The organism is Bradyrhizobium guangzhouense (assembly GCF_004114955.1).
In the GTDB taxonomy this organism is placed as follows: Bacteria; Pseudomonadota; Alphaproteobacteria; order Rhizobiales; family Xanthobacteraceae; genus Bradyrhizobium; species Bradyrhizobium guangzhouense.
Window position 1 is genome coordinate 1,794,456 of sequence record NZ_CP030053.1, and the last position, 22,088, is coordinate 1,816,543.

The 22,088-nt window shown below is 64.0% G+C and carries 31 protein-coding genes; 13 read left to right on the plus strand and 18 right to left on the minus strand.

Features of this window, described 5'->3' with window-relative positions:
• The 3 genes from XH91_RS08615 to XH91_RS08625 all read right to left on the minus strand — a co-directional run bounded on the left by XH91_RS08615 (position 1) and on the right by XH91_RS08625 (position 2,073).
• Positions 1–627, minus strand: a complete 627-nt coding sequence (locus tag XH91_RS08615; protein ID WP_128950189.1) for a hypothetical protein — start codon at positions 625–627, stop codon at positions 1–3.
• Between the two features lie 252 nt (positions 628–879).
• Positions 880–1,722 carry an AAA family ATPase gene (locus XH91_RS08620; RefSeq protein WP_128950190.1) on the minus strand — a complete coding sequence of 281 codons (843 nt, stop codon included), beginning with the start codon at positions 1,720–1,722 and terminating at the stop codon, positions 880–882.
• A 105-nt stretch (positions 1,723–1,827) separates the two neighbouring features.
• On the minus strand, positions 1,828–2,073 hold the full coding sequence (locus XH91_RS08625) for a GlsB/YeaQ/YmgE family stress response membrane protein (protein WP_128950191.1): 246 nt from the start codon (positions 2,071–2,073) through the stop codon (positions 1,828–1,830).
• Between the two features lie 123 nt (positions 2,074–2,196).
• Here XH91_RS08625 and XH91_RS08630 point away from each other — a divergent pair, with 123 nt between their 5' ends.
• From XH91_RS08630 to sseA, 3 genes are all read left to right on the plus strand, one after another.
• Complete coding sequence (locus XH91_RS08630) at positions 2,197–3,372, plus strand: vWA domain-containing protein (RefSeq protein ID WP_128950192.1); 1,176 nt, start codon at positions 2,197–2,199, stop codon at positions 3,370–3,372.
• 152 nt (positions 3,373–3,524) lie between these two features.
• A complete protein-coding gene (locus XH91_RS08635) occupies positions 3,525–3,938 on the plus strand; it encodes a rhodanese-like domain-containing protein (RefSeq protein ID WP_128950193.1) in 414 nt (137 codons plus the stop codon).
• A 147-nt stretch (positions 3,939–4,085) separates the two neighbouring features.
• Positions 4,086–4,940 (plus strand): 3-mercaptopyruvate sulfurtransferase, encoded by an 855-nt coding sequence (gene sseA / locus XH91_RS08640; protein WP_128950194.1) that lies wholly within the window; start codon positions 4,086–4,088, stop codon positions 4,938–4,940.
• A gap of 4 nt (positions 4,941–4,944) precedes the next feature.
• On the opposite strand, the gene XH91_RS08645 is transcribed toward sseA, so the two are convergent.
• Positions 4,945–5,748, minus strand: a complete 804-nt coding sequence (locus tag XH91_RS08645) for a hypothetical protein (RefSeq protein WP_128950195.1) — start codon at positions 5,746–5,748, stop codon at positions 4,945–4,947.
• Positions 5,749–6,113: 365 nt separating this feature from the next.
• Between XH91_RS08645 and XH91_RS08650 the strand changes: the two genes are divergently transcribed.
• Positions 6,114–7,292 (plus strand): L,D-transpeptidase, encoded by a 1,179-nt coding sequence (locus tag XH91_RS08650; RefSeq protein ID WP_164934136.1) that lies wholly within the window; start codon positions 6,114–6,116, stop codon positions 7,290–7,292.
• A 58-nt stretch (positions 7,293–7,350) separates the two neighbouring features.
• Here XH91_RS08650 and XH91_RS08655 read toward each other — a convergent pair whose 3' ends face one another.
• Together XH91_RS08655 and XH91_RS08660 are read right to left on the minus strand one after the other, a co-directional pair.
• The gene (locus XH91_RS08655) at positions 7,351–8,313 is read right to left on the minus strand and encodes a D-2-hydroxyacid dehydrogenase family protein (RefSeq protein WP_128950197.1); all 963 of its coding nucleotides are present in this window, start codon (positions 8,311–8,313) and stop codon (positions 7,351–7,353) included.
• Positions 8,314–8,447: 134 nt separating this feature from the next.
• Positions 8,448–8,657 carry a hypothetical protein gene (locus XH91_RS08660; protein WP_128950198.1) on the minus strand — a complete coding sequence of 70 codons (210 nt, stop codon included), beginning with the start codon at positions 8,655–8,657 and terminating at the stop codon, positions 8,448–8,450.
• Between the two features lie 234 nt (positions 8,658–8,891).
• On the opposite strand from XH91_RS08660, the gene ettA reads away from it, so the two are divergent.
• Positions 8,892–10,541, plus strand: a complete 1,650-nt coding sequence (ettA, locus tag XH91_RS08665; protein ID WP_128950199.1) for an energy-dependent translational throttle protein EttA — start codon at positions 8,892–8,894, stop codon at positions 10,539–10,541.
• A gap of 7 nt (positions 10,542–10,548) precedes the next feature.
• Positions 10,549–11,775: a lytic murein transglycosylase gene (locus tag XH91_RS08670; protein ID WP_128950200.1), complete on the plus strand. Its 1,227-nt coding sequence runs from the start codon at positions 10,549–10,551 to the stop codon at positions 11,773–11,775.
• A gap of 82 nt (positions 11,776–11,857) precedes the next feature.
• On the opposite strand, the gene XH91_RS08675 is transcribed toward XH91_RS08670, so the two are convergent.
• Positions 11,858–12,142: a hypothetical protein gene (locus XH91_RS08675; protein ID WP_128950201.1), complete on the minus strand. Its 285-nt coding sequence runs from the start codon at positions 12,140–12,142 to the stop codon at positions 11,858–11,860.
• Positions 12,143–12,380: 238 nt separating this feature from the next.
• The gene (locus tag XH91_RS08680) at positions 12,381–12,719 is read right to left on the minus strand and encodes a hypothetical protein (RefSeq protein ID WP_164934137.1); all 339 of its coding nucleotides are present in this window, start codon (positions 12,717–12,719) and stop codon (positions 12,381–12,383) included.
• A 133-nt stretch (positions 12,720–12,852) separates the two neighbouring features.
• On the opposite strand from XH91_RS08680, the gene XH91_RS08685 reads away from it, so the two are divergent.
• From XH91_RS08685 to bfr, 3 genes are all read left to right on the plus strand, one after another.
• Positions 12,853–13,158, plus strand: coding sequence for a hypothetical protein (locus tag XH91_RS08685; RefSeq protein WP_347338605.1), 306 nt, complete (start codon positions 12,853–12,855; stop codon positions 13,156–13,158).
• Positions 13,159–13,325: 167 nt separating this feature from the next.
• The gene (locus XH91_RS08690) at positions 13,326–13,598 is read left to right on the plus strand and encodes a (2Fe-2S)-binding protein (protein WP_128950204.1); all 273 of its coding nucleotides are present in this window, start codon (positions 13,326–13,328) and stop codon (positions 13,596–13,598) included.
• A 132-nt stretch (positions 13,599–13,730) separates the two neighbouring features.
• Positions 13,731–14,219, plus strand: a complete 489-nt coding sequence (bfr, locus tag XH91_RS08695) for a bacterioferritin (protein WP_011089420.1) — start codon at positions 13,731–13,733, stop codon at positions 14,217–14,219.
• Positions 14,220–14,297: 78 nt separating this feature from the next.
• On the opposite strand, the gene XH91_RS08700 is transcribed toward bfr, so the two are convergent.
• The 4 genes from XH91_RS08700 to XH91_RS08715 all read right to left on the minus strand — a co-directional run bounded on the left by XH91_RS08700 (position 14,298) and on the right by XH91_RS08715 (position 16,958).
• Entirely contained in the window at positions 14,298–14,900 is a 603-nt protein-coding gene (locus tag XH91_RS08700; protein WP_128950205.1) for a pyridoxamine 5'-phosphate oxidase family protein, read from the minus strand.
• Between the two features lie 31 nt (positions 14,901–14,931).
• Entirely contained in the window at positions 14,932–15,333 is a 402-nt protein-coding gene (locus XH91_RS08705; RefSeq protein ID WP_430648538.1) for a DoxX family protein, read from the minus strand.
• 76 nt (positions 15,334–15,409) lie between these two features.
• Entirely contained in the window at positions 15,410–15,754 is a 345-nt protein-coding gene (locus XH91_RS08710; RefSeq protein WP_128950206.1) for a hypothetical protein, read from the minus strand.
• A 142-nt stretch (positions 15,755–15,896) separates the two neighbouring features.
• Positions 15,897–16,958 carry an alpha/beta fold hydrolase gene (locus tag XH91_RS08715; protein ID WP_128950207.1) on the minus strand — a complete coding sequence of 354 codons (1,062 nt, stop codon included), beginning with the start codon at positions 16,956–16,958 and terminating at the stop codon, positions 15,897–15,899.
• A 124-nt stretch (positions 16,959–17,082) separates the two neighbouring features.
• Between XH91_RS08715 and XH91_RS08720 the strand changes: the two genes are divergently transcribed.
• Together XH91_RS08720 and XH91_RS08725 are read left to right on the plus strand one after the other, a co-directional pair.
• The gene (locus tag XH91_RS08720) at positions 17,083–17,349 is read left to right on the plus strand and encodes a DUF2277 domain-containing protein (protein ID WP_128950208.1); all 267 of its coding nucleotides are present in this window, start codon (positions 17,083–17,085) and stop codon (positions 17,347–17,349) included.
• Between the two features lie 97 nt (positions 17,350–17,446).
• Positions 17,447–17,662 (plus strand): hypothetical protein, encoded by a 216-nt coding sequence (locus XH91_RS08725; protein ID WP_128950209.1) that lies wholly within the window; start codon positions 17,447–17,449, stop codon positions 17,660–17,662.
• Positions 17,663–17,665: 3 nt separating this feature from the next.
• On the opposite strand, the gene XH91_RS08730 is transcribed toward XH91_RS08725, so the two are convergent.
• On the minus strand, positions 17,666–18,202 hold the full coding sequence (locus tag XH91_RS08730; RefSeq protein WP_128950210.1) for a collagen-like domain-containing protein: 537 nt from the start codon (positions 18,200–18,202) through the stop codon (positions 17,666–17,668).
• A 157-nt stretch (positions 18,203–18,359) separates the two neighbouring features.
• Between XH91_RS08730 and XH91_RS08735 the strand changes: the two genes are divergently transcribed.
• The gene (locus XH91_RS08735) at positions 18,360–18,611 is read left to right on the plus strand and encodes a hypothetical protein (RefSeq protein WP_245477290.1); all 252 of its coding nucleotides are present in this window, start codon (positions 18,360–18,362) and stop codon (positions 18,609–18,611) included.
• Here the strand turns inward: XH91_RS08735 and XH91_RS08740 are convergent.
• Positions 18,608–18,853, minus strand: a complete 246-nt coding sequence (locus XH91_RS08740; RefSeq protein WP_128950211.1) for a helix-turn-helix domain-containing protein — start codon at positions 18,851–18,853, stop codon at positions 18,608–18,610. The two genes, XH91_RS08735 and XH91_RS08740, sit on opposite strands and share 4 nt — an antisense overlap.
• A 211-nt stretch (positions 18,854–19,064) precedes the next feature.
• Positions 19,065–19,832, minus strand: coding sequence for an SDR family NAD(P)-dependent oxidoreductase (locus XH91_RS08745; RefSeq protein ID WP_128950212.1), 768 nt, complete (start codon positions 19,830–19,832; stop codon positions 19,065–19,067).
• A 111-nt stretch (positions 19,833–19,943) separates the two neighbouring features.
• On the opposite strand from XH91_RS08745, the gene XH91_RS08750 reads away from it, so the two are divergent.
• Positions 19,944–20,429 (plus strand): J domain-containing protein, encoded by a 486-nt coding sequence (locus XH91_RS08750; protein ID WP_128950213.1) that lies wholly within the window; start codon positions 19,944–19,946, stop codon positions 20,427–20,429.
• Positions 20,430–20,435: 6 nt separating this feature from the next.
• Here XH91_RS08750 and XH91_RS08755 read toward each other — a convergent pair whose 3' ends face one another.
• The 3 genes from XH91_RS08755 to XH91_RS08765 all read right to left on the minus strand — a co-directional run bounded on the left by XH91_RS08755 (position 20,436) and on the right by XH91_RS08765 (position 21,901).
• Positions 20,436–21,074: a hypothetical protein gene (locus XH91_RS08755; RefSeq protein ID WP_128950214.1), complete on the minus strand. Its 639-nt coding sequence runs from the start codon at positions 21,072–21,074 to the stop codon at positions 20,436–20,438.
• A 92-nt stretch (positions 21,075–21,166) separates the two neighbouring features.
• A complete protein-coding gene (locus XH91_RS08760) occupies positions 21,167–21,421 on the minus strand; it encodes a hypothetical protein (RefSeq protein ID WP_128950215.1) in 255 nt (84 codons plus the stop codon).
• A gap of 219 nt (positions 21,422–21,640) precedes the next feature.
• Positions 21,641–21,901, minus strand: coding sequence for a hypothetical protein (locus tag XH91_RS08765; protein ID WP_128950216.1), 261 nt, complete (start codon positions 21,899–21,901; stop codon positions 21,641–21,643).
• Positions 21,902–22,088: the final 187 nt, after the last annotated feature.

Sequence of the window (22,088 nt, forward strand, 5' to 3'; positions counted from 1 at the left end):
CTACGGGATCGGAGTCATCGGAATGAACGTGGTCCTGATGTCGTCGAGAACCGGCTCTGCGGTCTGGCCGATGATCGCCGCCGTGAGCTGCGGGAAGTACAGGGACCAGGAATGGGACGTCTTGCCCGTCGTCTCGTTCACGCGGTCGGACTCCCCGCGAATGACGTCCAGCGCGCACGGACCAACCGATTCCTTGCCTGCTGATTTGAACCTGTAGTCATAGGTGGTGGTGGACTCTCTCGTGCTGCCGTCCGCGTAGACGACTGATGAGGTGGTGCTGTACTTGAGATCCGATCGACGATCGAACTGCCGCGGCATGCCTCGCTCAACGTACTTGATGGTCGAGGATTTGAACTTGCCGGCGTAGGCCGAAGTGGTCTCGCCCGATGTCAGGATGCCGCCTTCGAAAACGCCCTTGGCAACAAACTTGCCCTTCATCGTCTTGAGCCAAACGACAGTCTTGCCCGAATTGTCCCTGTAGACCTGGATGACGGAGGCCTCGTCGCCCTCGTGATAAGTCAATTCCACCGGCGCCGCCGTGTTCACGATCGCGTCGCAGTCGACGGGCTCGGCGGAAGCCGCCGCGCCGGTCAGCAGAGTGACGGACAGGACGACATAACGGATCATCGGTCTCTCGAAATGAAATTGGCAAGACCATTTGTCGTTTGACCCGGCAGGCCGGTTCACGGCCCTCCATAACGATTCTGAAGGTGACGCGCCGCATCCGCTGTCATCGCTCGCGAAAGCGGGCGATTCAGTATTCCAGAGGTGGTTGTGATTGAATCGAGAAGCTGCGGCGTGCTGGATGCCCCGGTCAAGGCCGGGGCATGACGCCGTCAGTGTGGCCGCAGCGGAGTGCGATCGCAGGAGCGCTCGCCCTCACACTTCCCGCCGGCTCAAGAACGCCAACCGCTCGAACAGATGCACGTCCTGCTCGTTCTTCAGCAGCGCGCCGTGCAGCGGCGGGATCAGCTTGCGCGGGTCGCGTTCGCGCAGTTGCTCGACGCTCATGTCCTCGTTGAGCAGCAGCTTGAGCCAGTCGAGCAGCTCGGACGTTGACGGCTTCTTCTTCAGGCCCGGCACCTCGCGCACCTCGAAGAAGATGCGCAGCGCTTCCTCGACCAGGCGCTTCTTGATGCCGGGGAAGTGGACGTCGACGATGCGGCCCATCGTGTCGGCGTCGGGGAACTTGATGTAGTGGAAGAAGCAGCGGCGCAGGAAGGCGTCCGGCAGCTCCTTCTCGTTGTTGGAGGTGATCATCATGATCGGGCGCTGCTTGGCCTTGATCGTCTCGCCGGTCTCGTAGACATGGAATTCCATGCGGTCGAGCTCGAGCAAGAGGTCGTTGGGGAATTCGATGTCGGCCTTGTCGATCTCGTCGATCAGGAGCACCGGGCGCTGCTCGGCGGTGAAGGCTTCCCACAGCTTGCCGCGCTTGATGTAGTTCTTGATGTCGGAGACGCGCGCATCGCCGAGTTGGCTGTCGCGCAGGCGCGACACCGCATCGTATTCATAGAGGCCCTGCTGCGCCTTGGTGGTGGACTTGATGTGCCAGGTCAGAAGCGGCGCGTTCAGAGCCTTCGCCACTTCCTCCGCCAGCACCGTCTTGCCGGTGCCGGGCTCGCCCTTGATGAGGAGCGGGCGCTCCAGCACGATCGAGGCATTGACGGCGACCTTGAGATCTTCGGTCGCAACATAGTCCTTGGTGCCCGTAAATTTCATTGCGCGTCCTTGTTGGTCGTCGGCCGGGGCGTTGCCAATTTCTTGGTCCCGGTCGCGACATGGGAACGGCCGCACATGGCGGCCGTTCCTGGTTCGGTCAGGCTTTCAGACCCGTCTTATCAGCGAAAGGATGACCAGCACAATCACCGCGCCAATGGTGGCATCGACGATGGCGCCGACCGTGCCGGTGGCGAGCTCGATGTGAAGCTGGGGCAGCACCCAGCTCGCCACCAGCGCGCCGATGATGCCGACGACGATGTTGCCGATCAGCCCAAATCCCGCCCCGTGGACAATCTTGCCGGCCAGCCAGCCGGCGATCGCGCCGATGATGAGCGCTGCGATAATTCCCATGACATCAGTCCCCAAAACGACCCTGCGAGGTGGTCAATTCTAGAGCAAAAAGCCTCCCGGTCCAGCGTCCTACGCCGGTCTCCGCCCCTTGACGTTCGTCCCTCGACGGGCAATCTGTCACCCATGTTCCTGCAATTCTTTACCTCTCTGCGCGATGCGCAGGTCCCCGTCACGCTGCGCGAATACCTCACGCTGATGGAGGCGCTCGACGCTGACCTCTCGGACTATTCGGTCGAGAATTTCTACTATCTGTCGCGCGCCTCGTTGGTGAAGGACGAGCGCAATCTCGACAAGTTCGACCGCGTCTTCGGCACGGTGTTCAAGGGGCTGGAGAGCCTGCTCGACGCCATGGAGAAGGCGGAGATCCCCGAGGAGTGGCTGAAGAAGCTCGCCGAGAAATATCTCTCGGAAGAGGAGAAGAAGCAGATCGAGGCCATGGGCTGGGACAAGCTCATGGAGACCTTGAAGAAGCGCCTCGAGGAGCAGAAGGGTCGCCACCAGGGCGGCTCGAAATGGATCGGCACGGCCGGCACCTCACCGTTCGGCGCGCACGGCTACAATCCCGAAGGCGTCCGCATCGGCCAGGAGAAGAACCGCAACAACCGCGCCGTGAAGGTGTGGGACAAGCGTGAGTTCAAGGACCTCGACGGCAATGTCGAGCTCGGCATTCGCAACATCAAGGTGGCACTGCGGCGCCTGCGCAAATTTGCGCGCACCGGCGCGCCCGACGAGCTCGATCTCGACACCACCATTCGCGAGACCGCCAATCACGGCTATCTCGACGTCCACATGCGCCCCGAGCGGCGCAATGCGGTGAAGCTCCTGGTGTTTTTCGACATCGGCGGCTCCATGGACTCGCATATCGAGCAGGTCGAAGAGCTGTTCTCGGCGGCGAAGAGCGAGTTCAAGCACATGGAGTATTTCTACTTCCACAACTGCCTCTATGAAGGCGTGTGGAAGCAGAACAAGCGCCGCTTCACCGACCGCACGCCGACCTGGGACGTGCTGCATAAGTATCCGCACGACTACAAGGTCGTGTTCGTCGGCGACGCCTCGATGAGCCCTTACGAGATCATGGTGCCCGGCGGCTCGGTCGAGCATGTCAACGAGGAGCCCGGCACGGTCTGGCTCGACCGCATCATCCGTACCTATCCGCACACGGTGTGGCTCAATCCGGTCGCGCAGAAGCATTGGGACTATTCGGAATCCACCACCATCATCAAGCGCATCTTCGCCAACCGCATGTACCCGATCACCATCGAGGGGCTGGAACATGCGATGAAGGAGTTGACGCACTAGCCTCCCGTCATTCCGGGGCGCGCGCAGCGCGAGCTTTGGTGCGCAATTGCGCACCTGAGAATCCATCGGGCGGCAGAGTTGGTGGAGAAATGAATTCCGGGCTTGCGACTTCGTCGCGCCCCGGAATGACGAAAGAACAGAAGGGAAGACACATGCCCCAGAACATCACACGTGGCATCAAGGCGCTGATCGACGAGGCCAATGCCGAAATCGAGACGCTGTCAGCCAAGGACGCCATCGAGATCTCCAAGAACGGCGACGTCGTCATCGTCGACATCAGAGACCCCCGCGAGATCGAGCGCGATGGCCGCATCCCCGGTGCGTTCTCCTGCACCCGCGGCATGCTCGAATTCTGGATCGATCCGCAGAGCCCCTACGCCAAGCCGATCTTCCAGGAGGACAAGAAATTCGTGTTTCACTGCGCCGGTGGCTTGCGCTCCGCGCTCGCCGCCAAGACCGCAAAGGACATGGGCCTCAAGCCCGTTGCCCACATCGCCGGCGGTTACGCCGCCTGGCGCGATGCCGGCGGCCCGACGGAAGCGTGGGAGCCGAAGAAGAAGGGCTAACTCTCCCTGCCGTCATTCCGGGGCGCGACGAAGTCGCGAGCCCGGAATCCATTCATCCACCAACTCCGCGACCCGATGGATTCTCAGGTGCGCAATTGCGCACCAAAGTTCGCGCTACGCGCGCCCCGGAATGACAAGGACAAGCCAATGACCGCCACCGACCCCCTCGTCTCCACCGAATGGCTCGCCGCCCACATCAACGACGCCGACGTCAAGGTGCTCGACGCCAGCTTCAAGCTGCCGGGCGTGCTGCCGCTGCCGAAGGATGATTACCTCGCCGCGCATCTGCCAGGCGCTGTGTTCTTCGACGTCGATGCGGTGTCGGATCATTCCAATCCGTTGCCGCATATGTACCCGAGCGCCGAGCAGTTCGGCCGCGATGTCGGCAATCTCGGCATCTCCAATGACAAAACGGTGGTGATCTACGATGCCGGCGGCTGGGTCGCTGCGCCTCGCGCGTGGTGGATGTTCCTGGCCTTTGGCCACAGCAATGTGCGCATCCTCAATGGCGGCCTGAAGAAGTGGCGTGCCGAGGGGCGCACTGTGGAGAGCGGCGAGGTGAAGCCGAAGGCTGCGAGCTTCAAGGCGAGCTACGATCCGAAGCGCGTGCGCAGCATGCAGCAGCTGGTTGCCAATGTCGAAAGCCGTGCCGAGCAGGTGATCGACGCTCGCGCCGCCGATCGTTTCGAAGGACGTGCGCCCGAGCCGCGCGCGGGCATCCGCTCTGGCCACATCCCCGGCGCGCGGAATGTGCCATACAATCAACTGTTCGATGCTGCGACCGGCACGATGAAGCCGCTCGAGGATCTGCGCGCCGCGTTCACCGGTGCCGGCGTCAAGCTCGATGCACCGATCGTGACCAGCTGCGGCTCCGGCGTCTCCGCCGGCGTGCTGACGCTCGCGCTCTATCGCCTCGGGATCACCGACACCGCGCTGTATGACGGTTCATGGTCGGAATGGGGGCAGGAGGGCGGGCCGGCCATCGCGACGGGGCCGGCATGAAGTCTCAACGCGTGCGCGCAGCCGTTGTGGCGAGCGTCTGCTGCTGCTGGCCGAAAGGATCGAGCGCCTGGTTGACCTGTTGAGGCGGCGGCGCGCGCCACACGGTGCGGTGACGCTTCTTCGGCTTGTGCGCGCGCGGCTTGCTGTCTTGCGTCGCGCGGTCTGGTTTGGGCTTCGCCGGCACGAGGTCGTTCAGCGCGGCTACCCGGGCGGCTGCGATGTCGCTCACGCGCGAGGCCAGGGCCGGCGTTGCAGTGCGCGGCACGTCGGTGGCGGACATCGCCGGAGCCGGAGGCGCCGTGACAATGGGAGCCGCGGTATCGGCCGGAGTGAGCGTGTCAGTAGGAGCAGGTGCCGCGGCCCCACTCCGGGCCTGCTCAGGGGCTGGCGCCTCGGTGGCGGGCAGAGCCGGCTCTGCCACCGGCGCGACGGCAACGAGCTGAGACTCAGGCTGGGGCTCAGGCTCGACCTTGGTCTGGAGTGTCACCGCGGCCATCTGCTCAGGTCCGGTCTCGACCGCGGGCAGTGAGATGCTCGGAATCTGGTTGCTCTCGACCTGGTCCTGCGCCGCAGGCGCCGCATCGTTGGCGATGGGCGCGGCGGGCTCGACGCGCAGGGCCGCCAGCACCGGCTGGGCCGGCTCGGAGCTCTGCGCAAACACCTGCTCCTGCGGGCCGTTCCGCCAGGAGGGGTTGCTGACATATTGCTCGTGGCTGGCTCTCACGAGCGCGGCGGCGCCTAGGCCGAACACCAGGATGGAGGTCGATAGCAGGATCGCGGCAAGCAGGAAGCGAAAGCCGGGAAGCATTGACAGGTCGCGAATTTCCGCCCCGGCGGCGTATGGCCAGGGCCCATGAGCCATCTGAACGCGGTGACGGTACTGAATGCCGCCTTCGCCACGCGGGGATTGAGCTCAAATCGGTGGCGAATCAGGCTGATTCGACCATATCGCAACGTCTCTGCGCCGTTCCGTAAAAATCGGGGTGGATCACTCCGGCAATCTACGGCGTGATGCGATTTCCGCCCCGTGATGCAACGGGGCAACTGTGTGCGATTGCATCACAAATCGCAAAATCGGGCGCGATCAGCCTGTTATGTCTTGAATGTGCCGCTATCTTCGGTCATCTGGCCGTCAACGGCTCGGACGGGGCCCGGGGACTTACAAGAGCGATGATGATCAAACATTTTCTGACGATATGCGCTGCCGCAACAGTCGCTGCGGCGGGAACTTCTCTTGCACAGGCCCAGAGCTATCCGGTCCAGCAGGCGCCCAGCTATGGCGCTCCGGCCGAATATCGGCCCGGCGACCGCGCTCCGAATTTCGACGCGCTGGACGACGAAGACGACGCGACGCCGCAGGCCTCGCTGCCTCCGCCCGGTCCGGCTGAGGATCCGCGCTACGCTCGCCCTGCCGGCCCGCCGGTCTACTCGGCGGCCCCGCCGCAGGGCCCGGTGATGTCGCCGGATGATCCGCGTTATGGCCGCCCGGCTGGCGCTCCGCCGGTCTATTCGGCTGCCCCGCCGCAGGGGCCGGTGATGTCGCCTGACGATCCCCGCTATGGCCGGCCTGCCGCTCCGCCCGCGGTGATCTACGCCGACCGTCCGGGTCAGGCGCCCGCCAGCGATGGCATGCGTCCGCCGGAAGCCGTCGGTGGCCCCGCCGCGACCGGCGCGGTCCCGCAGCAGGGCGCCGATGGTCGGCCGATGTCGGTCGCATCGCTGCCGCCCGAGGAGCAGCCTGATGCGGCCCCGGCGCAGCTGGCGCCGAACCTGCGCCGTCAGGAGGTCGCGTTCCAGACCAAGGAGCCGGCCGGCACCATCGTGGTCGATACGCCGAACACCTATCTCTATTACGTCCTCGGCAATGGCCGTGCGATCCGCTACGGCGTCCGCGTCGGCCGCGACGGCTTCACCTGGACAGGCGTACAGAAGATCACCCGCAAGGCCGAGTGGCCCGATTGGCATCCGCCGGCGGAAATGATCGAGCGCCAGCCCTATCTGCCGCGCTTCATGGCCGGTGGTGAAGGCAATCCGCTCGGCGCTCGCGCGATGTATCTCGGCTCGACCGTCTACCGCATTCACGGCACCAACCAGCCCTCGACGATCGGCAAGTTCGTCTCTTCCGGCTGTATCGGCATGTTGAACGAGGATGTCACGGATCTGTTCGACCGCGCCAAGGTCGGCACCCGCGTGGTCGTGCTTCCGGGCGGTCCCGCGCCGGGGACCACGACCGCATCGGCAGCGCCTGCGCCCGGTGCTGCACCGGCTCCGATGGCCGCACAGGCTGGTCCGGTTCCGGGCACGCAGCCGACCGTGGTGCCGCCGCTGCCCGCGCCGGTCACCGTGCGCTAGAGACTTCGCGAATATTCGGATTGCAGAAGGGCGTGCCGATGGCACGCCCTTCGTCGTTTCAGGCGAGCTTGCGCGCCAGCTCGCTGCCTTTGGTCCAGGCGTCGATCGCATCGACCATCTGGCCGTAATGGATGCGCAAACCGTCCTCGGTGGCGTAGCCGAGATGCGGCGTCAGCACGAGATTGTCGAGCTTGCGGAAGGGATGGTCGACCGGCAGCGGCTCGACCGAGAACACATCCAGGCCTGCGCCCGCAATCTTGCGCTGCTGCAAGGTCTCCAGCAGCGCCGCTTCATCGATAATGGGCCCGCGCGCGGTGTTGACGAGGAACGCGGTCGGCTTCATCCGCGCAAGATCGGCGCGGCCGACGAGGCCGCGTGAACGATCGCTCAGCACCACATGGATGGTGACGATGTCGGCCTTGGCGAACAGCTCCTCCTTGGTGGCGTAGTCGACGCCGGCAGCCGCGCACTTCTCCGGCGTGAGGTTCGGGCTCCAGGCGATCACGTTCATGCCGAACGCCTTGGCAATGCCGGCCATCTTGCTGCCGAGCTTGCCGAGGCCGACGATGCCGAGCGTGAGGCCCTCGATCTCGACGCCGGCGAAGGTCTGCCAGGGCTCACCGGCATGCATGCGCGCATTCTCGCGGCCGATGCCGCGGGTCAGCTCCAGGATCAGGCCCATGGTCAACGGCGCGGTCGGATCGCGCGAATATTGCGTGCCGGCGAGCGTCACGCCCTTCGCCTTGGCAGCTTCCATGTCGATCGCGGCGTTGCGCATGCCCGACGTGAGCAGCAGCTTCAGCTTGGGCAGCTTGTCGAACAGGCTCCTCGGGAACGCCGTGCGCTCGCGCATCGCGCAGACGACCTCGAAATCGGCGAGCGCGCTGGCCGCGGCCTGCTCCGAGGCAAAGGGATGGGTGAACACGGTGGTGTCGATCCGGTCGGACAGTTTCGACCAGTCGGCAACGTCGAGGGCGAGATTGAAATAGTCGTCGAGAATTGCACAGCGCAGCCGCGTCATCAGCGTCGATCCATGGCGAGAGGTGACAGCGCCGGGCGGGGGGCGCCGTTGTCGGAACCGGGCCATGGTTGCGCGCAATCAGTCGCGCGCGCAAGCAGTCTGGGTCTTCAAAAATCCGACAGAGAGAGGGCGGTTCAGCGGGGCTTCAACCGGATCGGAGCATCCATGCCGTGCTTGGCGCGCCAGGCGGGACCGGGGCCGCGCATGTAATGCAGTTCGGGTCGGTAAGGATTGAAGGCGGTGGCGAAGAAGCGCTTCCAGAAACCCTTGATCTCCAGGATGAGCGCGTTGGCGCGACCGGCTTCTGCCGGAACGGGAAGGGAATGGGTCTCGATCAGAGCCATGATGGGCCTCGCTGTGCTCCCCGTTCATTCTGAGCGGGTGGCGCTGTTGCCGCGCGAAACCGAGCTTTGGCCTGATTGATTAAAAGATGGTTTCAATTGTCCGGATCGTCCGTCCGGATGGTGTCCGACCAGTATTCATCCGTGGTGAACGGAGGGAAAACATTGCCCTTTGGGGGCAGGATCGCTACATCGCTGGCTAGCAAATCTCCTCAAATTGAAGGTTTCACGGGACCGATGGCGCGCCAGTTCATCTATTTCATGCAGGGCCTGACTAAGAGCTACCCGACCCGGAAGGTGCTCGATAACATCCACCTCAGCTTTTACCCGGACGCCAAGATCGGCGTTCTCGGCGTCAACGGCTCGGGCAAGTCGACCCTGCTCAAGATCATGGCGGGCCTCGACAAGGAATATACCGGCGAAGCCTGGGTCGCCGAAGGCGCCCGCGTCGGCTATCTCGAGCAGGAACCGCAACTGGATCCGAAGCTCTCGGTCCGCGAGAACGTCATGCTGGGCGTCGCCAAGCAGAAGGCGATCCTCGACCGCTACAACGAGCTCGCCGTCAACTATTCGGACGAGACCGCCGACGAGATGACCAAGCTGCAGGACGAGATCGAGGCGCAGGGCCTCTGGGATCTCGACAGCAAGGTCGACCAGGCCATGGACGCGCTGCGCTGCCCGCCCGACGATGCCGACGTGACGAAACTCTCCGGCGGTGAGCGCCGTCGCGTCGCGCTGTGCCGCCTCTTGCTCGACCAGCCCGAGCTCTTGCTGCTGGACGAACCGACCAACCATCTCGACGCCGAATCCGTGTCATGGCTGGAAGGTCATTTGCGCAACTATCCCGGCGCAATCCTGATCGTTACCCACGACCGCTACTTCCTCGACAATGTCACCGGCTGGATCCTCGAGCTCGATCGCGGCCGCGGTATCCCTTACGAAGGCAATTACTCGTCCTGGCTGGTGCAGAAGCAAAAGCGCCTCGAGCAGGAAGGCCGCGAGGACGCCGCGCACCAGAAGACGCTGGCTCGCGAGCAGGAATGGGTCGCCTCGTCGCCCAAGGCACGACAGGCCAAGTCGAAGGCGCGCTACCAGCGCTATGAGGAGCTGCTCAAGCAAGCGAGCGAGAAGCAGACCCAGACCGCGCAGATCATCATTCCCGTGGCCGAGCGGCTCGGCGCCAACGTGGTCGATTTCGAAGGCCTCAGCAAAGGCTTCGGCGATCGGCTCCTGATCGACGATCTCACCTTCAAGCTGCCGCCCGGCGGCATCGTCGGTGTCATCGGTCCCAACGGCGCCGGCAAGACCACGCTGTTCAGGATGATCACCGGGCAGGAAAAGCCCGACAAGGGCACGATCACGATCGGCGAGACCGTGCATCTCGGCTATGTCGACCAGTCACGCGATGCGCTCGACGGCAAGAAGACCGTGTGGGAGGAAATCTCCGGCGGCAACGAGCTGATCCTGCTCGGCAAGAAGGAAGTCAACTCGCGCGGCTATTGCTCGTCGTTCAACTTCAAGGGTGCCGACCAGCAGAAGAAAGTCGGCGCGCTCTCGGGCGGTGAACGCAACCGCGTCCATCTCGCCAAGATGCTGAAATCAGGCGCCAACGTGCTGCTGCTCGACGAACCGACCAACGACCTCGACGTCGATACGCTGCGCGCCCTCGAAGAGGCACTGGAGGATTTCGCCGGCTGCGCCGTCATCATCAGCCACGATCGCTGGTTCCTCGATCGTATCGCGACCCATATCCTGGCGTTCGAAGGCGACAGCCATGTCGAATGGTTCGAAGGCAACTTCCAGGACTATGAAAAGGACAAGATGCGCCGGCTCGGCCAGGACAGCATCATTCCGCACCGCGTGAAGTACAAGAAGCTGACGCGGTGATGGCGCGATGATGCGGCGGGCGCTCATCGCTGCGGTGATTGCGATCACCTGCGGATGGTCGTCCGCCCGCGCCGCCGATGTTGCCTTCACGCAGTTCATCGCCTCGCTCTGGCCGGAAGCGCAAAAGGCCGGCGTGTCGCGCGCGACGTTCGACGGGCAGACGCGCGGGCTCGAGCCGGACTACAAGCTGCCAGATCTGATCCTGCCGGGACGCCCCGCGACCGGCGCGCCGTCGCAGGCCGAATTCGTGCAGGTGCCGGCTGACTACGTCCGGGAAGCCTCGATAGCGAATCTTGCGGGCGAGGGACAGCGGCTGCTGCAGAAATACAATGCCGCGCTGACGAAAATCGAGCAAAGCTCCGGTGTGCCTGCGACCGTCATGCTCGCGATCTGGGGCCGCGAGACCGACTTCGGCCGCTATAAACTGCCTTACGATCTCGTCCGCGTGCTGGCGACACAGGCCTATGTCGGCCGGCGCAAGGACACGTATCGCAACGAGTTCATCCTCGCGCTGAAGATCCTCGGTGAGGGCGTGGTCACGCGCAAGGACATGACCTCGTCATGGGCCGGCGCCACGGGGCTGACGCAGTTCCTGCCGTCGGAATATTACAAGCACGGCGTCGATTTCGACGGCGACGGCCGCATCGATATCTGGCACTCGGTGCCGGATGCGCTGGCCTCGGCTGCGCAGCAGCTCGTCAACAAGGGCTGGCAGAGCGGCGTGCGCTGGGCCTATGAGGTGCGGGCACCGGCGAAGGTGGATTGCACCGTCGGTGTGCCCGAGGTGACCAAGCCGATCGGCCAATGGTTGCGCGAAGGTTTTGTGCCGGTGCGCGGGCAGAAGCTGAGTGCCGCAGAGCAGGCCCAGCCGGCTTCGCTGCTTCAGCCGGAGGGCGTCTATGGTCCGGCATTCCTGACCACAAAGAATTACTTCGTCATCAAGGAGTACAATTTCTCCGATCTCTACGTGCTGTTCGTCGGTCATCTCAGCGACCGCATGACGAGCCCGTTGCCGTTTGCAACGCCATGGTCGGCGTCGAAGCAGCTGCGCACGAGGGATGTCGAGGCGATGCAGCGCGGGCTCACCCGCGTTGGATTGTACAAGGACAAGGTCGACGGTAAGGCCGGCATGCAGACGCGCGCCGCGCTCGGCGCTTATCAGAAATCGGCGGGGCTCAAGGTCGATTGCTGGCCGAGCGAGGAGGTGCTGCGCTCGATCCAGGCCGCGCGCTAGCGGCCCTTCCAAAGAAAAAGCCCGGCCGATGGTCTCGGCCGGGCTTCGATCGCAGCGCTTGCTCAGCGCAGTGCCGATCAGATCAGTAGCAAACGCGAACCGGGCGAATGACCCAGCCGTAGCCGTCCCAATAGCGCTGACGCTGCCAGTAGCAGGGCGGCGGGGGCGGAGCGGGCTCGGCCACGTAAACCGGGCCACCATAGGCCGGACGGCTCGACGCGATGGCGCCGCCGATGATTGCGCCGCCGAGCAGGCCGGCAGCGATACCGACGCCGACACCGTCATGGGCCTGGGCGGACGGCGTGGCGGTCACCAGCGAACCGGCGATCGTCGCAACCGTGAGGGCGGCAACAATAGTCTTCTTCATGCTCTTGGCTCTCCTGGGAGAAGGACGTCCCTTGTTAGGAGCATCCGGGGTTCAAAGGTTCACGCACACTCTGATGGAATTGGCCTTGCAGCTAGGAAGCGCGCAAATGGTCAATCCACGGTAAACGCACACTGAGCTGTGACGAGAAAAAGCGGTCTTTTTCAGGCCTTGAGATGAACGGCGCATCCGTAGTGAACCGGCCCGACGGAATTGCTCAATCGATCCGGCCTAATGCGCCTTAGCCACAGACCCTGACGCGACGAACGCGCCAGGCGTAGCCGTCCCAGAAGCGCTGCTTCTGCCAGACGCAGCCGTCGCCGTAATAGCCGTCGGCGACGTAGCCGGGACCCGGCGCGTAATAGCGGGGCGGATAGTAGCCGGGGCCGTAGCCTGGGCCATAGGCGTAACCGGGGCCGGGTCCGTAATAATACGGAGATGCCAGAGCGCCGCCGACGATGGCGCCACCAATGATGCCGGCGGCGACGCCGGCCGCGACACCGCGCTGCGCATGAGCCGGTGATCCAGCGGTCAGGACCAGGGCGGCGGCAGCAGCGATTGCCATAAGCGTCTTCTTCATTGCTCGACCTCTCACAGGAACGCATGACTCCTGCGGCCAAAGTTCCATATTTCGTTTGAATGATCAATGAACGGCGCGTTGGCCGGGTGCGACCAATTGGTTGTGCGGAGGTTTTCAAGCCTGGGAGGCCATGATGAACGCCCTGACCAATGCCCTGATCGCCCTCGGCGCCGTCGGCGTGGTTGGTTACGCCCTGATGAGCCATCTGCAGAACCGCGCCCCGCGTCCGCGCGCCAGGGCGGGCGGAGATGGCGGCGGTAGCGACGGTTATTCGGATACGACGAACGACGGCTTCTCACTGGGAAGCTGGTTCTCCAGCGACGGCTCAGCAAGCTCGACCGACAGCGGCAGCTGCTCCGCCAGTGATAGTGGCAGCAGCGGCGGAGATTGCGGTGGAGGTGGCGGTGGCGACGGTGGAGGCGGCGGAAGCAGCGATTGAGCCCCGGTCCGCCATCCGGTTGATCCAGCGCAACTCCCTATTTTAGAGCCGTTCTAGGCTCTATCCGGGCCAGTTTGGAATAGCTTGAAATTCCGGTTTTTCCTTTTGCATCCGGAAGGCCCCTTAAATATCGATGACGGTGCATCACCGAAGGGCCTACCGCTTCCATGATCGTTTGTTCCTGTAACGTGCTGAGCGATGACGACATCCGCGCCGCCGTCGCCGAGTCCGACGATGCCGTGCGCCATGCCAAGCAGGTCTATGGATGCCTCGGCTGTAGCGCCGAATGCGGCCGCTGCGCCCGTACGATAAAAACGATCATCGACGAAGCGCTCGGCCCATGTGCACAGTCCTGCTGCGCAGGCTGTCCGCACAGCCACACAGTGGCTGCGAACGACGAACTCGCCGAACCCGCTCGGTTCGCTCTCGCGGCCTGCTGAAACCTTCCGCAATCTGACCTGAGCTTTTCCCCGGCCGCGTTCCGGTAGCCGGTTGCTCTCATGTTTGATCTCATTTAGAAGCGTTCTAAAATAAGTTAGGTCCGATTTGGACTGCAAGAGCTGGAGTGGACCATGCAGGGCGACGCAAAAGTCATCGACTATCTCAACAAGGCGCTGCGTCACGAGCTGACTGCGATCAACCAGTACTGGCTGCACTATCGCTTTCTCGACAATTGGGGCCTGCTGGATATGGCCAAGGTCTGGCGTAAGGAGTCCATCGAGGAGATGGAGCACGCCGACAAGCTCACCGCGCGCATTCTGTTCTTCGACGGCTTTCCGAACATGCAGGTGCTGGATCCCCTGCGTATCGGCCAGAACGTCAAGGAGATCATCGAGTGCGATCTCGCCGCCGAGATGAGCGCACGCGCGCTCTACCAGGAGGCGGCGACCTACTGCCACGGGGTCAAGGACTACGTCACGCGTGACCTGTTCGAGAAGCTGATGAGCGACGAGGAGCACCACATCGACTTCCTCGAAACCCAGCTCGACCTGATCGGCCGCATCGGCCTCGAGCTCTACACCCAGAAGCATGTCGGCGGGCTCGAGGGCGAGGGGCACTAGGCCGTTAGGCGCTAGCTGTACCACGCACTCTTATGTCGTCGCGGCCTTCGCCGGGACGACAGCGGTGCACTCGCTAGTCTAGAGCTGCGTCTTGTAGCGCTCTTCCACGATCTCCTGGCTTTCCGGTTCGCCCAGGCCCGTCTGGTCGTGGATGACCTGGCCGATGCTCGGCATCACCGAGCGCTGCACCTTCTCCGGCGACCACAGCTTCGAGCGCATCAGAGCCTTGCCGCAGTGGAAGTAGACTTCGCTGACGGCGATGTTCAGTACCGCGCGCGGCGGCCTGCCGAACTCCACCATCGAGGCAAGCAGATCCGGATCGGCCGAGAGTGTGCCGCGCCCGCCGACGCGCAGCGTCTCATCGATCCCAGGCACGAAGAACAGCAGATGCACGAAGCCGGAGCCCTCGACGACATTGCGAAAACTGTCGATGCGGTTGTTGCCGGCGCGGTCGGGCATGAGCAACTGATTTGGGCCGGCGACATGGACGAAGCCGACGCCGCCACCGCGCGGTGAGGCATCGACGCTGCCATCGAGTCCTGATGTCGCGAGCACGCAGAACGGCGACATTTCGATGAACTTCTTCGCATGCGCATCGATGGCGGGACGCGCTTTCGCGATCACGCGCGGGGTCGGCTTCGCATAGAGGGTGGCGAGGTCTTCGGCGCAAAGGTCGGTCACGAGAGTCTCCCTGATTGAAGCTTCGAGGATATCACTCTCCGGCCTGGCCGCTATCCCTCTTGTGGCGCCGCCACGGCCAGTCGATCACGTCGGCACAGTACAGCGCCCACCAGATCAACACCGGCTGAAGCGCCAGCCTCGGCCCATGATAGAACCAGCTGTTGGGAATGGGCGGAAGGTCGATGCCCTCGATGGCGTGCTTGATGTTCGCAGGCCACACGCAGAGCGCATAAAGCGCGAGCGCGACGCCGGCCCACCAGCGCAGGGGTTTCGTTACCAACGCGATGGCGCCTGCGATTTCACAGACGCCGGTGACGAAAATCAATTGCCTTGCGAGTGGAACCCATGATGGTGTGATCGCAAGCAGCTTGTCCGGAACACCGAGATGGGCAATGCCGGCAGCAAAGTAGAGCGCCGCCAGCACGAAGCGCATTGCAGCGCGGGTTCGATCGTTTGCAGAGACCATCAGTTGACCTAGCACGCGCGGTGCCAAGACGCCATCGCGCGCGCTACACCGCGTCCGCGGGCACGAAGCAACTGATGATGATGGCGCCGCGGTGGTGGACGTACCACACCACGGCTTGACCGACCGGATTGCCGCGATCGCGGATGATGGCGCGCTCAGGCACCTCCATCCATTGTCCCTCGATCGGCACCCAGTAAGCACCCTTGCGCACGTCGTAGTCCGTGCGATGGCCATCGGAGATGTCGCAGCAGGGTACGCCATTCGGCGCGATCACGCTCTTGAACCAGGCGCGGATGTCGGGCGGGACGCTGTCGTACTGACCATTGTCGAACGCGAGCGCGGTGCCCGTCATCGCGGCGAGCCAAACGCACAGCGCAAGCCTGTGCATGCAAATCCTCCTCATCGCGTTTTCGATTCGTATCGTTGACGCGATTAAGCCCGAGCCGCCGGCTCATTGCATGCTCAAATAATATGCGGCGCCGAGGCGCCGCATATGATGCGTTGCGATAGCGGGCTCGCTCCGACGATGTCTACATCGTCCGCTGCGGTGCGGTTTGCAGCAATTGTCGGACCTGTTCGCTGTAGAATTTTGCGTTGCCGGTGGTGCCGTGGCCGCGCGTCTCGGTGCTCGCGGGGATGAGGTACAGCTTGCCGTTCTTGACCCGCTTCATTGCGGCATCCGTAATCCCGGTCTCGGGCGGATTGCGCTCGTCGTCGGCGGAATTGATCAGCAGCAGCGAGGCCTCGATAGTCTCGAGCTTTTCGGCAGCGTTGTAGTCATGCGAGGACTCCCATTGATAGACGTAGTCGTTCGCGTCAGCGGTAATCGGCGTTGCCAGCCGCTCGTCGACGATCTTGTCGGCCTTCGCCGCAGTCGGTGCCTGTTGCTGATAGGCGAGCGTGCCACCGATGCTGGCGATGCCGTAGGCGGTGATCGCATACTTCATCATCCGTGGCTGGCTGGTATAATTTCCGCCGTTGTAGTCGGGATCGTTCCTGATGGTATCGAGCATGATCCGCCGCAGCATCCAGTTGCGTGACGCCATCTCGGTCGGCTGCGAGGCCATCGGCACCAGCGCGTCCATGTCCTTCGGATATTTCTCGCCCCACAGCCACGTCTGCATGCCGCCCATGGAGTTGCCGATCACGAGCCGCAGGTGCTTGACGCCGAGGCCTTCAGTCACGAGGCGATGCTGCGCCTCGACCATGTCGTCGTAATCGTATTTCGGAAAGCTCGTCTTCATGCCATCGGAGGGCTTCGACGACTTGCCGTGGCCGATCGAGTCTGGGAGGATGATGTAATATTTGGACGCGTCGAGCGGTTGGCCGGCGCCGAACAATTCGCCGGCAAAGGCGGGGCTCAGCATGCTCGCGCCCGAGCCGCCGGTGCCGTGCAGCACCAGCACCGGCTGTCCGGTCGGTTCGCCGACCGTGGTGTAATGCAGCTTCAGTTCCGGCATGACCTCGCCGGTGTGGAATTTGAAATCCCTGACGACCCAATCGCCCTGCTTCGGCGCCGGGTAGTCCGCGGCGAATGCTGATGCGGAAACGGACAGCAGAACGGCCGACAGCGCTGCACAATAAACTTTCATGTTCCTCTCCCCAGGCGGCTCATATCCGGCGGCCGCGTTGGTGCGGACCTTAGCAGAAGAGGGCGGAACGATGTAGGATTTCGGCTTGGCCGATCGTCTATCAGGAAACCACCGGAGAAACTGCATGTGCCGCAATATCAGGACGCTGTTCAATTTCGAGCCGCCGGCGACGGAGGATGAAATCCACGCCAGCGCGCTCCAGTTCGTGCGAAAGCTCTCCGGCTTCAACAAGCCATCACAGGCCAACGAGGCGGCCTTCGACCGCGCGGTGGCGGAGGTTTCAGACGCTGCACGAAAACTGCTGACCTCGCTGCACACCCACGCACCGGCGCGGGATCGCGAGATCGAGGCGGAGAAAGCGAAGGAGCGTACGCGGCTGCGCTTCGGTTAGAGGTTCCACAACCTCCCACCGTGACGCGCCTCACGGAGGCGGCGGTCGTGATGCGCCATGATGTCTGCCGGGGTTCTGACAACCCGGAGCAGGAACCATGAGCCGTCCCCTTCTTCCGCTGAAAGCAGGTGCCATCATATTCACGCTGCTGTGGACCGCGTGGATGATGTGGTGGAGCGGCTCGTTTTCGAGCGCGAACGTGGTGATCCCAGCGGTTTGTGGCGCGGCGGTCGGCTATCTCTGGTACCGCGCCATGCGCTGGCAGTTCGAGCGCATGGGCATGGTGCCGCGGCGGGACGACCAGGCGGAGTAGCCGCTAGTCCTTGTGGCCGTGCTTCTTCTTTTTCTTCTTTTTCCTGGGCTCGTCGCCTTCGCCCTCGTGGTTATCGTTGTCCGAGAATTCGTCTTCGGCCTCGTGCACGGCGGCTTCCAGCGCAGCGCGCTCGGCGGCCTCCTGCTCGCGCTGGCGGCGGCGCTCATCCCAGGCGTCGAACAGCTGTTCGAGCCATGGCAGCACTTGCTCGATCGACGGTAATTGGCCGGGCGGGCCCGGCTCGCCGCGCGGGCCTTGGGGACCGGCGGGGCCGTGGGGGCCGGCGGCGCCTTGGGGACCGGCGGCGCCTAGCGGTCCTGCGGCGCCCCGCGGACCAGCTTCGCCTGGCTTGCCCGGCAGACCAGCCTTGCCCTGTACGCCAGCCTTGCCGGCTGGTCCCGGCTTGCCCTGCGGTCCCGGCTTGCCGCGTGCGCCGTCCGGTCCTCGCTTGCCCGGATGCCCCTGCGGCCCCGGCCGTCCCGGTTCGCCCTGCCGTCCGCGCGGACCCTGAGGTCCCGGCCGTCCCTGATCGTCTGCCACGCCGCTACTCCCTCTTGGCATGCTTGCTACTTAGCGGCGTTTGACGACAGCAGCAATTCCGCCCGCGCGTCGGGGCGGGCTTGATCAACATCAATCGGCACCGCAGGACGCCGTGTCACTGATGATACGCGGCCACAACCCTTGCAGGGAACGACGGATGCGCGCTGCGTGGAAAATCTTTTGCCTGTCCGCGGTCGTGCTCGCAGCGACGCTCGGTCTCGCCCATCTGCTCGTGCCCGATGTCGTCCCGGTTGGCTATGCCGAGGAGCCGCAGCCGTCGTGGGCCATACTGACGGCCTTCGCGTTGCGCGCGGTCGCGTTGACCGCGGCCTGGGTCGCGATCATCACCTTGTCACTGCTTGTGGGCACGAAGCTGTATCGGATGGCCTTCGGCCCCGGCACGCGCTAGTCGTGATAGGCCGGCACCTCGATGCCGGAGGCCGCATACGTCCTGATCTTGTTGCGCAGCGTGCGCACCGACAGGCCGAGCACACGCGAGGCACGCGTGCGGTTGCCGTCGCAGCGCGCAAGCGTCTGCAGCACGAGCTCGCGCTCGACCTCGCCGACGGTCGCGCCGATCAACAGTGGAACGATCTCATTGGGTGCAAGGAATTGCGCGCCCTCGGGCGCCGCGACATGAACAGTGGTCATCAACACACTCCCCGATCAACGCCCGCTTCCATCGTTGGAAGCGGATCGAGAACAAACGACCCCCAAGCCGAATATCCTAAGCCGTAGATCTACGGTGGGCGGGTTTGGTTAACGAAAGGTTAATTCCCGGCGATCGCACGAGATGACCTTGGGAATGCCGCCGCGCTGCCGCGATTGGCACGAGATGCATAGCGATGCGGACCGATCTCGCTCACACCGTGCGATATCCGCCGTCCACCATGACGATCGATCCTGTGACGAAGGACGACAGGTCGGACGCGAGGAAGATCGCAGGACCGACGATGTCCTCGGGCTTGCCGGTGCGCGCGAGCGGGGTGTGGTCGACGAAGGCTTGCACCAAAGCCGGATTGGTGGCGCGCACATGGGCGTTGATGTTGGTCTCGATGAAGCCCGGCCCGATCGCGTTGACGCGCACGCCTTCCTTGCCGAGCTCGACCGCCAGCGCCTTGGTGAAGCCGAGCACGCCGTGCTTCGACGTGGTGTAGGCGGCCGAACTCGGCGTGCGCAGATGCACAAAGGACTGGATCGAGGCGATATTGACGATGCGGCCCTTGGCTGCGCGCAAGGGTGCGAGGAAGGCCTGCGTCACGTTGAAGACGCCGTTGAGGTTGAGCGAGATGATGTCGTTCCAGTCCTTGGCCACCGCCTCGGTCTCCGCCGTGATGGCGTTGCGGCGGGTGATGCCGGCATTGTTGACGAGGATCGAGACCTGCCCGACCTTGTCGGCGACCTGCTTGGCCAGGGCGAAGCAGTCTTCGCGTTTGGTCACGTCGAGCGCAAAGCTCGTGGCTTTGCCGCCGGCCTTGCGGATCTCCTCGGCGGCCTCCGCGACCGTCGCGGCGTTGACGTCGAGCAGCACCACTTGCGCGCCCTCACGGGCATAGCCGGCGGCGATCGCCCGGCCGATGCCGGAACCGGCGCCGGTGACGACAGCGATGTGGTTTGCGAGCAATGTCATGGCAATTTCCTCCCGGATTCGCTTCTAAGTTTCTTGAAAGGCTAACCCGAAATTAAGGGGTCGGAAACGGCGGCCTTGGCATACTCGCCTGCGTTGTTAAACGTTGCGCGCATGATGGAACGACTTGAATCCTGGAAACTGGCGCTCGAGCGCCTGCGGTCGGCGGATGTCGCCGATTGGGCCGAAGCCGGCCGGCTGGTGGCCGAGATCATCAGGACGAGCAATGATCCCACGTTGCGCCAGGCCGCCGAACAGGCGCTGCCGGTGCTGCGCCAGGCGGCGGACAATGACGATCACGGCGTGACGCTCGCCGCGCGGCGCCGCGTCGGCGTGATCCTCGATGTGGTCCATGATTTGACCGCGCCGCGTTTTGGCCGCCGCAACGCAGCGCCGAAGAAACTGTCGAGCGAGGATCGCGCCCGCAAGATGCTGGGCCTGCCGCTCGCGGTGCAGCTCACTTGCGAGGACATCAACCAGGCCTATCGCCGCGCCGCCAAGGGCATGCATCCCGACCAGGGCGGCAGCGCGCAGGCCTTCATCGACTTGTCGGCCGCCCGCGATGTCTTGATTCATCCCGGTGCGCACAAGGACGCCTGAGAGCGCTCAGTTCCTGTTTACGCAACTCGGATAGGGCGCGGCTTCGCCCGATACGATCGGGCAGAGATCGATCGGGCTGAGATCGCGCAGGCGCGTTTGCCAGCTGATGTCGTTGACCGGCGGCTCGTCGCTTTCGGGGCCGCGCTCGGCCCATTGGATCGTGTAATAGTCGCTCGCGCCCTTCAGCGTGATCAAGAGCGCGGTCTCGCTATGCCGCGTCGGGCCGCTGTCGATGCGGCCGCAACCGATCACTGCGATGAAGCCCTCGAAGCGGCCGAACCTGGTCTCGCCCAGGGGCCTCGCTGCAAAACTGTCGGGGCAGGCCGATTTGAAGCCGCCGGCGATCGTGCCCGCGAACATCTCCGGCGAGCTCCCTGGCGTCAGCGTCATGCCCTTTTCGCCCGTCACCGTGATCATCTGCGTCCAGCGCTCGGGCGTCTCGCCTTTCAGCACGGCTTCGCGGATGTAGTGACCGCCATTGGTGTTCTCGAACACCGCCGCGAAATGCGACGGCATCGTGAAGGCGACGAGCTGGCCGAAGATCGGCGAGATCACGCGGAAGGATCGCGGGGCTTGCGCCTCTGCGGCCGCGGCGAGCAGCAGCGAAGCGGCGAGAGCCGCAAGCAGCGTGGTCCGGGCGCGCATCGACCTGCTCCTGTCCGTGAGGCAAAAAAAGACCGGGCAGGGAATGCTAGCACCGCATCCTTGCCCGGCCCTGTCGTCCGCCGATCGAAGTCTTACCAGCTGCAGTGACCGGCCTTGAGCGCGCTGTCCTTCATCATGAGTGCATCGACGAAGGTCGGGACGCTCGCGCTGGCGCGATGATAGCCGGCGGGCCACGGCGTGGTCGGAATGCTCTCGTCCCAGATCTGGCAGAAGCCGCTGTCCTGCCAGCGGATCAGGTGATAGCCGGCCTGGGCCGGGCTCGCAGCGACGAAAGCGGCAGCGGCGAGACCGGCGGCAGCGCAGAGCATGGAAATACGACGACGCATGGATCAGCTCCTCAAATTGAAAGATGTGATGCGCCTCCCGACAATGACGGGGAGGGGGTGCGGGGCGCTTCCTCAGCCTGCGCCCCGGACAAGAGGTGAGTAGTTCCGTGTGCTGATCAGGTTCAAAGCGTCAACGCGGGAAATCGCGCAATTCGCCGGCCAAAAGAACAGGGCGGGCTGCTCGCGCAACCCGCCCTCGAACAGAAACGGCCTGATGGCTCAGAGCGTGCAGCGGCGCTCGCCGCGCATCTTGATCTGGAGGTCGGAGGCCTGGGTGAAGGTCGGGAACGGCTTGCTGACGACCTTGTAGGTCGAGACGCCCCACTGCAGCGGCTTGTAGTGCAGGTCCTCGTTCCAGACCTGGCAGATGCCCGTGTTGTCCCAGCGGATCACGTAATAGCCGACCTTCGCGGAGGCGGGCGCGGCAAACACGGAGCTGGCGATGCCGGCAACGGCACAAAGGGCGAAAACGCGACGCATGGAAAATCTCCTGGTGGGATGTGATACGTCAACTCGTGCGGCAAAACGGCGTATCTTGCAAGCCGCCGCAACGCCGTTCACGGATATGTCAGGCGCATCGGTGCGGGCCGCGCTCGACCGCAAATCGCGAAAACAACCCCATGCACAGTAGAAACGATCGGAAACAGGAATTTCGGGAAGGCAGAAA